Raw genomic sequence first — 13,557 nt, 5'->3', positions numbered from 1 at the left:
TCAGACGACCTGGAAGGTGGCGGAGAGGAGCACCTCGTCGCGGGAGCTCGGGCCGACCAGGAGCTCGAACGCGCCGGGCTCGACCAGACGGTTGCCCGCAGCATCCACGATCGTGCAGTCGGACACCGGCAGCTCCAGGCGCACCCGCACCGACTCACCGGGAGCGAGGTCGACCTGGCGGAAGGTCTTGAGCTCCTTGTCGGTCCAGCTCACGCTGGTCACGGAGTCGCGCACGTACACCTGCACCGTCTCGCGCACGGGCCGCTCGCCGGTGTTCGACACCGTGACGTGTCCGACGATCGTGTCGGACTCCCCCAGCGAGGTCTCCTCGAGCGACAGATCGGAGTACTCCACGGTCGTGTACGACAGCCCCTCGCCGAACGCCCAGGCGGGCGACTGCGTGAGGTCGGCGTACCGGTCGCCGTGCTGTCCGCGGATCTGGTTGTAGTACGTCGGCTGCTGACCCACGTGACGGGCGAACGAGATCGGCAGGCGCCCGGACGGCTCGGCCGCTCCGGAGATGATGTCCGCCAGTGCACGCCCACCCTGCATCCCGGGGTTCGCCGCCCAGATCACGGCAGCCGCCTTCGACGCGGAGGCCGGGAGCACGAGCGGCTTCGAGGCGAGCAGCACGATCACGACGGGCTTCCCGGTCGCGATGAGCGCATCGATCAGGGCGTTCTGCCCGCCGATGAGCTCGAGCGTCGCGGTGGAGCGCCCCTCGCCGACGAGCTCGATCCGGTCGCCGACGACTGCCACGACGACATCCGAATCGGATGCGGCGGCGACGGCCTCGGCGATCAGCGTCGCATCCGGCTCGCACGGCTTGACGACCGGCGGGCGCGGCTGATGGTCCGGGAAGAACGCCCCCTGCGGGTCCTCTTCCAGGGTGAGGATGTCGGCACCGCGGGCGTGGGTGATGCTCCAACCGTCGATCGACCGCAGCCCGTCGAGCACGGTCGTGATCATCTCGCGGGGCTGTCCGTCGAGCCAGCCCGCCTGGCCGGAGCCGCCGGCCCAGTCGCCGAGCTGCGTCTGCGCGTCGTCGGCGAGTGGGCCGGTGACCGCGACCTTCAGCGCGGACCTGGGGTCGAGTGGCAGCACGCCGTCGTTCTCGAGCAGCACGAGCGAGCGGCGGGCGACCTCGAGGTTCAGCTCCGCGTGCTCAGCGCTGCCCACCACGGCGTCGAGCTCGGTGCCGGGCAGGCGCGGGTTCTCGAAGAGCCCCAGCTCGAACTTCAGCGTCAGGATGCGGGCGGCCGCCGCGTCGAAGGCGTCCTCGGCGAGCAGGCCCTTCGCCACGGCATCCAGCGCTCCTTCGAAGAAGGCCGGCGTGGTCATGATCATGTCGTTGCCCGCCCGCACGGCCGCCGCGGCCGCGTGCGTGATGTCGGGCTGGATCCGCTGCTCCCACACCATGCGACCGACGTTGTCCCAGTCGGTGATGAGCGTGCCGGTGTAGCCCCACTCCCCGCGCAGCACATCGCTGAGCAGCCAGTCGTTGGTGGTGATCGGCACACCGTCGGTCGTCTGGTAGCCGAGCATGAACGTGCGGCACCCCTCGCGGGCGACGCGCTCGAACGGCGGCAGGAACCACGAGCGCAGCTTGCGGCGGGAGATGTCGGCCTCGCTCGCGTCGCGCCCGCCCTGGGTCTCGGAGTACCCGGCGAAGTGCTTGGCCGTCGCGAGGATGGCCGTGGGGTCATCGAGACCGTCACCCTGATAGCCGCGCACCATGGCCGAAGCCAGCTCGCCGATCAGGAACGGGTCTTCGCCGAAGGTCTCGTCGATGCGACCCCAGCGCAGATCGCGGGCGATGCACAGCACGGGCGAGAACGTCCAGTGGATGCCGGTGACCGCAACCTCCTCGGCCGTGGCACGAGCGACGCGTTCGACGAGCGCGGAGTCCCACGACGCGGCCATGCCGAGCTGCGTCGGGTAGATCGTCGCCCCCGGCCAGAACGAGTGCCCGTGGATGCAGTCCTCGCCCACCAGCAGCGGGATGCGGAGGCGCGTCTGGGCCGTGAGCTCGTTCGCCCGCAGGATGCGCTCGGGCGAGGTGTGCAGGATCGAGCCCGCGTGACGGCGAGCGATGTGGTCGTCGATGTCGTCGCGAGCGTCGAGCTGGAGCATCTGCCCGACCTTCTCCTCCAGCGTCATGCGGCTGAGGAGGTCGGCCACGCGCTCGGGGATCGAGAGAGCGGGGTCCTGGTACGGGAGCTGCGTGGTCAGGGTCTGAGAGGTCATCACTTCGTGTTCTGTGTCGAGGTCTTCGCGGAGTCGTCGGGAGTCGCCGACGTTACGGGATCGGGGGTGGTCTTCGGCAGGGGCACGCTGCGGACGGCCGTGACGGCGTCGTTCACGTTGAGCCCCTTCTTCTTCATCGCCCTGGCCCGCTCTCCCGCCGAGCGCAGGCGCGGGTTGACGTACTCGTCGATGCCGAAGTTGATGAGCGAGAGCGCGACGCCGATGATCGCGATGCAGAGCCCGGCCGGCACGTACCACCACCACAGACGCGGGAACGCGCCGTTCTGCTGCGCCCAGAACAGGACGGTCCCCCAGTTCAGGTTGCTGACCGGGATCACCCCGATGAAGGCCAGGGTCGTGAGGCCGAGGATGGCCGCGGTCACGGTGCCGACGAAGCTCGAGGCGATGAGCGCCATGAGGTTCGGGAGCATCTCGACCGTGATGATGCGGCGCAGCGGCTCGCCGTTCGCGCGCGCGGCCTGGATGAAGTCGCGGTTGCGCAGCGACATGGTCTGCGCGCGCAGCACGCGGGCGCCCCACGCCCACCCGGTGAGCCCGAGCACCGCGGCGATCACGATCAGCGGCGGGTTCTCGAACTGCGAGGCGATGATGATGATGAGCGGGATGCCGGGGATCACCAGGAACACGTTGGTCAGCGCCGAGAGCGATTCGCTCTTCCAGCCGCGCACGTAGCCGGCGATCACACCGATCGTGATCGCGATGATCGTGGCGATGAAGGCCGCGAGGAAGCCGACGACGATCACCCCGCGGGTGCCGTAGATGATCTGGCTCAGCACGTCTTCGCCCATGTGCGTCGTGCCCAGCCAGTGCTCCCAGGAGGGCGGCTGACGCAGCGCCGTGCGGTCCTTCTGGGTCGGTCCGTACGGGGCGATCCACGGGGCGAGGATCGCGATGAGCACGAACACCCCGAGGATGATGAGCCCGGCGATCGACTTGGGATTGCGGAACATCGCGAACGCCTGCGCGAGCTGCGACCAGAACGTCTTGCGCGGCGGCGCTCCCGCCGGCGGGGTGCGCAGTGTCGCGGTCTCGGGCATGCCGGAGACGACGGCCGATCCGTCGGGCGCTGTCGTCGCTGCGGTGGTGGGAACGGTCATGTCAGGACTCCATCTGGCGCGTGCGCGGGTCGAGGTAGGCGTAGACGACATCGGCGAGGATGTTGGCCACGAGCACCGACAGCGTGATCACGAGGAACACACCCTGCATGAGGGCGAAGTCCTTGGCGTTGGTCGCGTCAAGCAGCAGCTTGCCGACACCCGGATAGCTGAAGACCATCTCCATCACGATGGTGCCGCCCACGATGAAGCCGATCGACAGCGCGAAGCTCTGGATCTGCGGCAGCACCGCGTTGCGGGCAGCGTAGCCCCAGAGCACCCGCTTGTTGGGCATGCCCTTCGCCTGCGCGACCGTGATGTAGTCGTCGTCGAGCACGGTCAGCATCATGTTGCGCATGCCGAGCACCCAGCCACCGAGCGAGGCGACCACGATCGTCAGTGCCGGCAGCGTGCCGTGCGCGATCACCTGGCCGATGAAGTCGAGACTCCATTCCGGCGACTGCCCCTTGTCGTAGGCATGCGATGAGGGGAACCACTTCAGGGTCGAGGAGAAGATCGCGATCGCGATGAGTCCGAGCCAGAAGTACGGGATCGTGTTGAAGAACGTCGTCACCGGGATGATCGCGTCGAGCCTGCTGCCCCGCTTCCATCCCACGACGGCTCCGAGCAGCGTGCCGATCGCGAACGAGATGATGGTCGCGATGCCGACCAGCCCGAGCGTCCAGGGCAGGGCGGCGGCGAGCACCTCGGCGACGGGCCGCAGCCCGTGCAGGGTCGAGATGCCGAGGTCGCCGCGCAGCAGCATCCCCCAGTATTCGAGGTACTGCTGCCAGATGGACTTGTCGGTGTCGATGCCGAGCAGGATGCGGAGGGCGTCAGCCGCCTCGGGACTCACGTTGCGGTTGCGGGCGAGGTAGGAGCTGACCGCGTCGCCCTTCATGAGGCGGGGCAGGAAGAAGTTGATCGTGATCGCCGCCCACAGCGTGAACAGGTAGAAGGCCGCGCGACCGGCGAAGAAGCGCCACGGCACCGGCCGCCTGGTGCGCTCTGCCGTGGTCGCCGTGGTGCCGACCTCGAGGGCATCGCGGGCGACGAGGTCGTTGTCGTCGAGCTGGGGGAATGCGGTGCTCACAGCGTGCCTCCGTTCGATGCCGCCGCGGCGAAGTGCTTCTCCGGATCGGGAGAGGCCGCGCGCAGCTCGCGGGTGTAGGGGTCCTGCGGGTTGAGGATCACATCGTCGGCAGTGCCGTACTCGACCACGCGCCCCTGGTTGAGGACCATGATCTCGTCGCTGAAGTGCCGGGCGGTCGCCAGGTCGTGCGTGATGTAGAGCACACCGAGCCCCTCTTCGCGCTGCAGGTCGGCGAGCAGGTTCAGCACGCCGAGCCGGATGGAGACGTCGAGCATCGACACCGGCTCGTCGGCGACCAGGAGCGAGGGACGCGAGGCCAGGGCACGGGCGATCGCAACGCGTTGCCGCTGGCCGCCCGACAGCTCGTGGGGGCGACGGTCGATCACCGCGTCCGCATCGAGGCGCACCCGGTCGAGGAGCCGACGCACCTCGTTCTCGGTGTCCTTCTTGGGCACCACATCGTCGAGGCGGATGGGCCGCTCCAGGTGGTAGCGGATCGAGTGGTACGGGTTGAGCGAGGCGAACGGGTCCTGGAACACCATGCGCAGTTGCTGGCGGTAGGTCCGCAGGCCCCTGCCGCGGCGCGGGATCGGCGTGCCGTCGAGCAGCACCTCGCCGCTGGTCGGGGTCTCGAGCTGGGTGAGGATCTTCGCGATCGTGGACTTGCCGCTGCCGGACTGTCCGACCAGGCCGATCGTCTGGCCGGACGTCAGCGTGAAGCTCACGTCGTCGAGAGCTTTGATCTGGCCGGCGCCGCGCACGTTGTACGCCTTCGTGACGTGACGGAATTCGAGGGTGGTCATCGCACCAGCACCCCTCTCTCCCCGGTGAGCCGGGGGAACGACGACAGCAGGGTCTTCGTGTACTCGTGCTCGGGCTGCGTCCAGATGCGCTCTGCCGTATCGAGCTCGATGATCTCTCCCTCGCGCATGATCGCGATCCGGTCGCTGATCTCCAGCAGGAGCGGAAGGTCGTGGGTGATGAAGATCACCGAGAAGCCGAACTCGTGCCGCAGCTGGGAGATCTGCTTGAGGATCTCCCGCTGCACCAGCACGTCGAGCGCGGTCGTCGGCTCGTCCATGACCATCAGCTGCGGACGCAGCGCGAGGGCCATCGCGATCATGACGCGCTGGCGCATGCCGCCGGAGAGCTCGTGCGGGAAGGAGCGGATGCGCTGGCGTCCGACCTTGACGATCTCGAGCAGCTCCTCCGCCTCGGCACGCCGCTGCCTGCGGTTCATGTCGGGGCGGTGGATCTCGAACACGTCCTCCAGCTGCGAGCCGATCGTCGCCACGGGGTTCAGGGCGTTCATCGCGCCCTGGAACACCATCGACACCTTGTCCCAGCGGAATCGCTGCATCGCGTCGACGTCCAGCGCGTTGATGTCGATGTCGACACCGGTCACGTCGTGGAAGGTCACGCTGCCGCCGGTGATGACGGCCGGGGCACGCAGCAGGCGCTGCACCCCGTAGGCGAGCGTGGTCTTGCCGCAGCCGCTCTCCCCGGCGAGGCCCAGGATCTCGCCGCGCTGCAGTTCGAGGGTCACGTTCTTCACCGCCTCGACGGGCGGATCGACGTCGTACACGACGGAGAAGTCGCGCACGGTGAGCAGGGGATCTGGCATGGGGTGTCCTCGGTGTGGATCGCGGGTTCGGCCCTTCGACGGGCTCAGGGACCCAGAGATGGTGGCCCTTCGACGGGCTCAGGGACCCAGGGATGGTGGCCCTTCGACGGGCTCAGGGACCCAGGGATGGTGGCCCTTCGACGGGCTCAGGGACCCAGGGGGTGACAGGCTCAGGGACCCAGGGGGTGACAGGCTCAGGGACCCAGGGGTGACAGGCTCAGCAACCCGGATGGGTGGCTGAGCCTGTCGAAGCCCCGCCGTGGGTGGCTGAGCCTGTCGAAGCCCTCACTCGGCCGGGGTCAGCTTCGTGAGGATCTGCACGATGTTCTGCTGCGTCGGGTCGGCAGACGCGTACGGGTCCTCCTCCGACGGCCACCCCACGTAGTTGCGGGTGTTGAACTCGCCCAGCAGCGGGTGCGCGCCGAGCGGGATCGCCGGCACCTGCTCGACGAAGATCTGCTGCAGGGTGTCGAGGGCGGCGGTGCGCTCCTCGTCCGACGACGCGTTGGCGTAGGTGTTCAGCGCTTCGGTGGCCACCGGGTCGTCGAAGCGGCCGAAGTTGAAGCCGGCCTTGCCCTCGGGCGAGATCCAGCGCGGGTCCATGGTCGAGGTGTAGAGGCCGTAGGCCGTGCCGCTGTCCTCCAGCCAGTGGATGATCGCCGAGAACGTGCCGTTGTCGCGCGGGTCGGCCCATCCGCCCCAGTCCGGCATGTCGATCTTGACCTCGGCCCCGATGGACTCGGTCACGTCCTCCGCGATGAGCTCCTGCGCCGTGTTCCAGTCGCTCCAGCCGGAGGGGACGGACAGCGTGAAGGAGACGGGAGCGCCGTCGGGGTCGATCAGCGCGTCGTCCTTCCAGGTGTACCCGGCCGTCTCGAGCAGGTCGCGCGCCTTCTCGGCGTCGACCTCGTACTCCTCGCCCTGGAACTCGGGCTGGATCTCGTCCTCGAGGATCGACGACAGTCCGGTCACCGACCAGACGGGCTCGCTGGCGCCTTCACGCGCGATGTCGACGTAGGCGTCGCGGTCGATCACCCAGGCGAGAGCCTGGCGGAAGGCCGGGTCGTCGAACGGCTTCTGCTGCAGGTTCATGAACAGCGTGGCCGAGCCCGTCGTGGGCGCGGCCCAGAACTTGTTGTGCTCGGGGTCGGCGTCGAGGAACTGCTCCTGGATCTGCGGGATGAACGCCTGCGCCCAGTCGGCCTCGCCCTGCGCGAGAGCGGTGGTGAGCGCCGTGTTGTCGCCATAGGAGACGTAGTGCAGCTCGGGCACGGCGAGGTCGCCGCCCCAGTAGTCGTCGCGCGCCTCGAGGGTGACCGACTCGGTCGACCAGTTCGACAGCACGTAGGGGCCGGTGCCGACGAGGTCGTCGCCCTTGACGGGGTTCGTGGCGGGGTCGTCGAGGTTCTCCCAGATGTGCTTCGGGACGATCGGCACATGCAGCACGCGCGCCTGGTTGACGTACTTCGACTCGCCGAAGGTCAGCACCACCGCGTCGCCGTCGATCTCGGCGCTCTGGAACTTGAGACCGGCGGTGTCCAGCGCCGGCGTGGAGACGAGTTCGTAGCTGTACACGATGTCGTCGGCGGTGAAGGGCTCGCCGTCGCTCCAGGTGACATCCTTGCGGGGGACGACCGTGAGGACGGTGTAGTCGTCGTTCCACTCGATGCTCTCGGCGAGCCAGGGCGTGACGCCGCGGTCACCGGTCTGGTTGACGAGTCCGAGCGTTTCGAAGATCACCTTGCCGTAGCCGTACTTCGAGGCGGACGAGTCGCCGACGTAGGGGTTGTTCGACTCGGTGGTGATCGCTCCGTCGGGCTTCGCGATGGTGAGGGCCGCCGATCCGGCGCCGCTGCCGGAGTCGTCATCCCCTCCTCCAGCGGAGCATCCGGCGAGGGCCGAGATGCCGAGTGCGGTGATCGCGGTCACGGCGATCAGAGACTTCCTGAGCTTCATTGCTTCTCCTTGGCACGGGTCTTTGTGCTGCGTCGCCGGAGGACGGGAGCCCGCCGACGGTCGTGATTTGCTTACTGTCGAGAAAGTAAGCTGTGGTGAGGTTACCGAGTAGTAAGTTGGTTCGCAACCACAGCTCGACGACGGAGAGGAAGACGCGGTGGCAGACGGCGACCAGACAGTGCGCGTGCGCCCGGCGACCCTCGCGAAACGCGAGCAGATCCTCAAGGCCGCGATCGAGATCTTCGGCAACAAGGGCTCGACGAACGGCACCCTCGCCGACGTCGCGGAGCAGGTCGGCATCACGCACGCCGGGGTGCTCCATCACTTCGGCTCGAAGCAGAAGCTGCTGCTGGAGGTGCTGGCCTACCGCGACCAGGACGACGTGGCCGGCCTCGCCCAGAAGCACATCCCCGGGGGACCGGAACTGTTCCTGCACCTCGTGCGCACCGCCTTCACGAACGAGAAGCGCCCCGGGATCGTGCAGGCGTACACGGTGCTGTCGGCCGAATCCGTCACTGACGACCACCCGTCCCGGCCGTTCTTCGAGGAGCGCTACACCACCCTGCGCCGCGAGGTCACGGCCGCGTTCCACGAGCTGTGTGCTCAGGAGGGCGTCTCCGATCCGGACACGATCGCCTCGGCGGCAGCGGCGATCCTGGCCGTGATGGACGGACTCCAGCTGCAGTGGCTGCTGCACCCCGACGTGATCGGACTCGGCGACGCCAGCGCGTTCGCGATCGAAGCCATCGTCAACGCCGTCCTGCATCCAGGCCCCGCCCTGAACTCCTATTCCCGCACCTGACGCCCGGCTAGGCTCGGGCCATGACGATCGACCTCGAAGCGCTCTACATCGACCTGCACCAGCATCCGGAACTCTCGTTCCAGGAGACGCGCACCGCGGGCATCGCCGCCCAGCACCTGCGCGACCTGGGCCTCGAGGTCGAAGAGGGCGTCGGGGTCACGGGTGTCGTCGGCGTCCTGCGCAACGGCGACGGCCCGGTGGTGTGGGTGCGGGCCGACATGGACGCACTGCCGGTCGAGGAGCAGACGGGTCTGGCGTACGCCAGCACTGCGAAGGGCGTCGACCCCGCGGGGACGACCGTTCCCGTCATGCACGCCTGCGGACACGACATGCACGTGACCGCGATGATCGGCGCCGTCGAGAGACTCGTCGCCGAGCGTGACGAATGGACGGGAACGCTCGTCGTGCTGATCCAGCCCGCCGAGGAGTACGGCGCCGGGGCGCGCGCGATGCTCGACGACGGGATCCTCGACCGCTACCCGAAGCCCGACGTCGTGCTCGGCCAGCATGTGACCCCGCTCCCCGCCGGCGTGATCGGCGTGCGCAGCGGGACGCAGATGGCGGCATCCGACGGACTCACCGTCACCCTGCACGGCCGCGGCGGGCACGGCTCGCGCCCCCACGCCACGATCGACCCCGTCGTGATGGCCGCGGCCACCGTGATGCGCCTGCAGACCATCGCCTCGCGCGAGATCGACCCGCAGGGCGTCGCCGTGGTCACGGTCGGATCCATCCACGCCGGACTGAAGAACAACATCATCCCCGCGGAGGCGAAGCTCGAGCTCAGCCTGCGCTATCCGAACGAAGAGGTACGCGAGAAGGTGCTCACGAGCGTCGAGCGCATCGTGCGGGCGGAGGCCACGGCATCGGGTGCGGAGCGTGAGCCCGAGATCCGCACCGACCACACGCTCCCCGCCACGATCAACGACGACGAGGCGACGGCACGGGTGTCCGCGGCGCTGCAGCGCGCACTCGGCGAAGCGGCCGTGATCGATCCCGGCATGTTCACCGGCAGCGAGGACGTCTCGTGGTTCGCGCGGGATGCCGGGGCGCCGCTGGTGTTCTGGTTCTGGGGCGGCGTCGACCCGACGCGTTTCGCCGAGGCCGCCTCCGCAGGCCGCCTGGAGCAGGACATCCCGACCAACCACTCGCCGTTCTACGCTCCGGAGATCCACCCCACGATCGAGGTCGGCGTCACCGCGATGTCGGCCGCCGCCCGCGAGTTCCTCGGCTAGGCCGCCGTTCGGACGCGCGTCCGGCATCGCGCTCCCGTCGGAGAAACGCGTCCATGTCGCACTCTCTGTCGGGAAATGGGCGACGGCAGTGCGGATCTCCGTGGCCGACCGCTGACTGCGGCGTCAGCCCTCGTCGGAGGACGCCGGCGGGCGCCAGCCGCCTTCGTCGCGGAGGGCACCGGCGATCCGCCGGGAGATCTCACGCAGCTGTCGGCGCTGCACCGCCGTGAGCCGATCGAGGACGAGCTCGCGCACGAGTTCCGCGTGACCGGGGGACGCCTGGTCGACCTTGGCGCGGCCGCTGTCGGTGATGTGCGCGAGCGTGAATCGGCCGTCGCTCGGGTCGGGGGAGCGCCGCATCCACCCCTTGCCCTCCAAGCGGGTAGCCGCACGGGACAGCCGTGACAACGTGCTGTTCGCGTAGGACGACAGCACGCTCATCCGCAGCCGCCCCTCCTCGGCATGGGCGAGCGCATAGAGCACGCCGTACTCGAAATGGGTGACCTGCGCGTCCCGCTGGAGCTGGGCATCGAGCGCTGAAGGCAACCACTCGAGCACCGTCGCCATGGCCGACCAGGTCTCGAGTTCCTCCCCCGCCAGCGGCGGGATCGCGCCGTTCGTCGTCATCCCCACAGCGTATCGCCTCACGCGATTTGACTTGACCAGGAAAGTCAGGCTGACTTGCTCAGGAAAGTCATTACGCAGAGGAGACACAGATGGAACTCGAACTCACCGGCAAGAGGGCGTTCGTCAGCGGATCGACCGAAGGGATCGGATACGCGATCGCTGCCGGGCTCGTCCGCGCCGGCGCCGCCGTGGTCGTCAACGGGCGCGACGAGCAGCGTCTCCGCGCCGCGACCGAAAAGCTGCGGGCCCTCCGGCCCGATGCGGACGTCAGCGGGATCGTTGCCGACTTCGCCGACGCCGAGCAGGTACGCCACCTGCTCGGCCGACTCGGCGAGATCGACATCCTGGTCAACAACGTCGGCATCTTCGACGTGCGGCCGTTCACCGACATCGACGACGAGGAGTGGCAGCGGTACTTCGACGTGAACGTGATGAGCGGAGTCCGCCTCTCCCGCCACATGCTCGGCGGGATGCTCGCCCGGGGCTGGGGACGGATCGTGTTCGTCGCGAGCGAGTCGGGGATCGACGTCCCCGCGGACATGACGCACTACGGTGCGACCAAGGCGGCGATGCTCGCCCTTGCGAACGGACTGTCGAAGTCGACGCGCGGAACCAGCGTCACGGTCAACAGCATCGTCGGCGGCCCCACCTACTCGGAGGGCGTCGCGCGCGCCGTGGAGCAGATCGCTCTGGCACAGGGGCTGCCCGCATCCGAGCTGAAGCAGGCCATCGCCGCGCGCAACACGACCTCGCTTCTGGAGCGGTTCATCGAGCCGGAGGAGATCGCGCAGCTGGCGCTGTACCTGGCGAGCCCGAGATCGTCGGCGACGAACGGCGCCGCCCTGCGCGCCGACGGCGGGACGCTCACGACGATCCTGTGACGCCGCCGCCCCGTCCGAGCGCGGCGACCTCCGCCTCGCGGCCGGGCTCTAGACGCCGACGACCCGCGGCGGAGAAGCGACCGGGGGTGCAGGCGGAGCGGGCGGCGGCGGGGGCGCGAGCTGACGCTGCGGCACGCCGTGCGCCTCGCGGTGCAGCCGCTCCATCCGGCTGTCGAGCTCCGCGGCGGCATCCGCGGCATCCGACAGGCTGTCGACGAGATGAGCCGGCACCTGATTCGAGAACTTGTAGTAGATCTTGTGCTCCAGGCTCGCCCAGAAGTCCATCGCGATCGTGCGGAACTGCACCTCGACCGGCACCGAGAGCGCACCGGTCGACAGGAAGACGGGCACCTCGATGATCGCGTGCAGGCTCTTGTAGCCGTTGGCCTTCGGCTGCGCGATGTAGTCCTTGACCGTGCGGACCGTGACATCGTCCTGCGCCGTGAGCAGATCGAACAGCCGGTACACGTCGGCGACGAAGCTGCAGGTCACCCGCACGCCGGCGATGTCGGTGATGTCGGCGCGGATGCGGTCGAAGTCCGGTTCGTCGATGCCCTTCCGGGCGAGCTTCTCGACGATGCTGTCCGGCGACTTCAGACGGCTCTTCACGTGCTCGATCGGGTTGTACGCGTGGTCGTGCGTGAACTCGTCACGGAGGATCGAGATCTTCGTCTCGACCTCGCGCATCCCGAACTCGTACTCGCGCAGGAACCGCTGCAGTTCGTCGCGCAGTTCGCGGGCCTGGTTGATCGTGGCCTCGGTGACGTGAACAGTCGTCATGACCGTGACGTTACGCGTTCGTGATCGGAAACCGCTGTGGATCCATCCGGGATACGGGAAGGCGGGCGAGGCTCAGGGGCGGGCGTGCGGGCGCGCGGGGGTGCGGGCGTCGGCGAGGTGCTGGTCGGAGAGGACCCCCGGGAGTCCACGGCCCGCGCGGGTGGTGAAGAGCATCACGATCGCGACGAGGATCAGGAGCGAAGACGCGAGATCGAACAGGCCGCCGCCGAGTGCGAGGGCGCTCAGGCCGCCGATGCCGCCGGCCCAGCGCAGGAGGCGCGCGAACGGTGCCGGAAGACGCGAACCCGAGTAACGCAGCTGCACGGCGATGTCACCGATCGAGCGGCCGGTCGACAGGATCAGCACCAGGAAGACGCCGGCCGGCGCGATCGTCCCCACCGCGGCGGCGATGGAACCGTCGAGCACGGCCTCCCGGTCGCGCACCACGTACTCGAGCCAGAGCTGCACGGCGACGCCGGCACCGAAGCTCACGAAGAAGTACGCCAGACCGTCGCACAGCATCGCGAGCGCCCGACGGCCGCGCGTCACCGGTCGGGGAAGGTCCGCATCCGGCTTCGCCTCAGACCCTCGCATCGACCGCGGGACGACCAGCGCGATCGTGCAGCCCACCACCGCGCCGAGCGTGTTCGTCATCAGGTCGCCCACGTCGAAGAAGCGATACGCGCAGGGGTAGACGCCCCACACTCCGGTCAGCTGCGTCGTCTCCACCAGGAGCGACAGCCCGAACCCCGCGGCGAGCGCCACGAGGATCCCGCGGCCGGCGAGCACCCGCACGAAGAAGCCGAGGGGCACGAACAGCAGCACGTTGAACACCAGCTGCAGCAGGGCGGGCTGCCGCAGCGGATTGCCCGGCGCCGCGAACGCCTTCTGCACGTCGCGGACGACCGACATCGGGTCGGTGATCGCCCCGACGCAGCGGATCGTGTCGGGGTCGGGCAGCGGAAGGAGCGTGTACGTCCAGATCGCCCAGAAGTAGATGAGGGCCGCGAGCCACAGGAGTGTGCGGCCGAGTCCGAGGCGCCCGCGGCGACGGTAGCTGACCGCCACGAACGGCACGAACAGCACGACGCCGACCGCCACGCCGATCGCTATCGCGATGAACGCGAGCAGTACCTGATCCCCCACAGCGTGCCAGTGTAGACGCCCCGTAAGGATTCCGTGAGGAGCGGCGATCCG

12 protein-coding genes are annotated in these 13,557 nt (G+C 68.8%); 3 read left to right on the top strand and 9 right to left on the bottom strand.

Annotation, left to right across the window (positions count from 1 at the left end):
- The 6 genes from CSX12_RS02225 to CSX12_RS02200 form a co-directional block, all read right to left on the bottom strand.
- On the bottom strand, positions 1–2,247 hold the full coding sequence (locus CSX12_RS02225) for a glycoside hydrolase family 3 N-terminal domain-containing protein (RefSeq protein ID WP_206427130.1): 2,247 nt from the start codon (positions 2,245–2,247) through the stop codon (positions 1–3).
- Positions 2,247–3,365, bottom strand: coding sequence for an ABC transporter permease (locus CSX12_RS02220; RefSeq protein ID WP_124894700.1), 1,119 nt, complete (start codon positions 3,363–3,365; stop codon positions 2,247–2,249). Before CSX12_RS02220 ends, CSX12_RS02225 begins: the two co-directional genes overlap by 1 nt.
- Position 3,366: 1 nt before the next feature.
- Complete coding sequence (locus CSX12_RS02215) at positions 3,367–4,455, bottom strand: ABC transporter permease (RefSeq protein ID WP_017204232.1); 1,089 nt, start codon at positions 4,453–4,455, stop codon at positions 3,367–3,369.
- Positions 4,452–5,258, bottom strand: a complete 807-nt coding sequence (locus CSX12_RS02210) for an ATP-binding cassette domain-containing protein (protein WP_124894699.1) — start codon at positions 5,256–5,258, stop codon at positions 4,452–4,454. Before CSX12_RS02210 ends, CSX12_RS02215 begins: the two co-directional genes overlap by 4 nt.
- Positions 5,255–6,079 (bottom strand): ABC transporter ATP-binding protein, encoded by an 825-nt coding sequence (locus CSX12_RS02205; protein WP_017204230.1) that lies wholly within the window; start codon positions 6,077–6,079, stop codon positions 5,255–5,257. The genes CSX12_RS02210 and CSX12_RS02205 overlap by 4 nt, the downstream gene beginning before the upstream one ends.
- Positions 6,080–6,364: 285 nt before the next feature.
- Positions 6,365–8,035 carry an ABC transporter substrate-binding protein gene (locus CSX12_RS02200; RefSeq protein ID WP_017204229.1) on the bottom strand — a complete coding sequence of 557 codons (1,671 nt, stop codon included), beginning with the start codon at positions 8,033–8,035 and terminating at the stop codon, positions 6,365–6,367.
- 157 nt (positions 8,036–8,192) lie between these two features.
- Here CSX12_RS02200 and CSX12_RS02195 point away from each other — a divergent pair, with 157 nt between their 5' ends.
- Together CSX12_RS02195 and CSX12_RS02190 are read left to right on the top strand one after the other, a co-directional pair.
- On the top strand, positions 8,193–8,837 hold the full coding sequence (locus tag CSX12_RS02195) for a TetR/AcrR family transcriptional regulator (RefSeq protein ID WP_017204228.1): 645 nt from the start codon (positions 8,193–8,195) through the stop codon (positions 8,835–8,837).
- Between the two features lie 20 nt (positions 8,838–8,857).
- Positions 8,858–10,072 carry an amidohydrolase gene (locus CSX12_RS02190; RefSeq protein WP_124894698.1) on the top strand — a complete coding sequence of 405 codons (1,215 nt, stop codon included), beginning with the start codon at positions 8,858–8,860 and terminating at the stop codon, positions 10,070–10,072.
- 123 nt (positions 10,073–10,195) lie between these two features.
- On the opposite strand, the gene CSX12_RS02185 is transcribed toward CSX12_RS02190, so the two are convergent.
- On the bottom strand, positions 10,196–10,699 hold the full coding sequence (locus CSX12_RS02185; RefSeq protein ID WP_124894697.1) for a MarR family transcriptional regulator: 504 nt from the start codon (positions 10,697–10,699) through the stop codon (positions 10,196–10,198).
- An 89-nt stretch (positions 10,700–10,788) separates the two neighbouring features.
- Here CSX12_RS02185 and CSX12_RS02180 point away from each other — a divergent pair, with 89 nt between their 5' ends.
- On the top strand, positions 10,789–11,580 hold the full coding sequence (locus CSX12_RS02180) for an SDR family oxidoreductase (protein WP_124894696.1): 792 nt from the start codon (positions 10,789–10,791) through the stop codon (positions 11,578–11,580).
- A gap of 48 nt (positions 11,581–11,628) precedes the next feature.
- On the opposite strand, the gene CSX12_RS02175 is transcribed toward CSX12_RS02180, so the two are convergent.
- Both CSX12_RS02175 and CSX12_RS02170 read right to left on the bottom strand, forming a co-directional pair.
- Entirely contained in the window at positions 11,629–12,360 is a 732-nt protein-coding gene (locus CSX12_RS02175; protein WP_124894695.1) for a GTP pyrophosphokinase family protein, read from the bottom strand.
- A 72-nt stretch (positions 12,361–12,432) separates the two neighbouring features.
- A complete protein-coding gene (locus CSX12_RS02170; RefSeq protein WP_124894694.1) occupies positions 12,433–13,506 on the bottom strand; it encodes a VanZ family protein in 1,074 nt (357 codons plus the stop codon).
- Positions 13,507–13,557 lie beyond the last annotated feature (51 nt).

The organism is Microbacterium sp. Y-01 (assembly GCF_003856715.1).
Taxonomy (GTDB): Bacteria; Actinomycetota; Actinomycetes; order Actinomycetales; family Microbacteriaceae; genus Microbacterium; species Microbacterium algeriense.
This window is presented reverse-complemented; position numbering and strand designations above follow the sequence as displayed.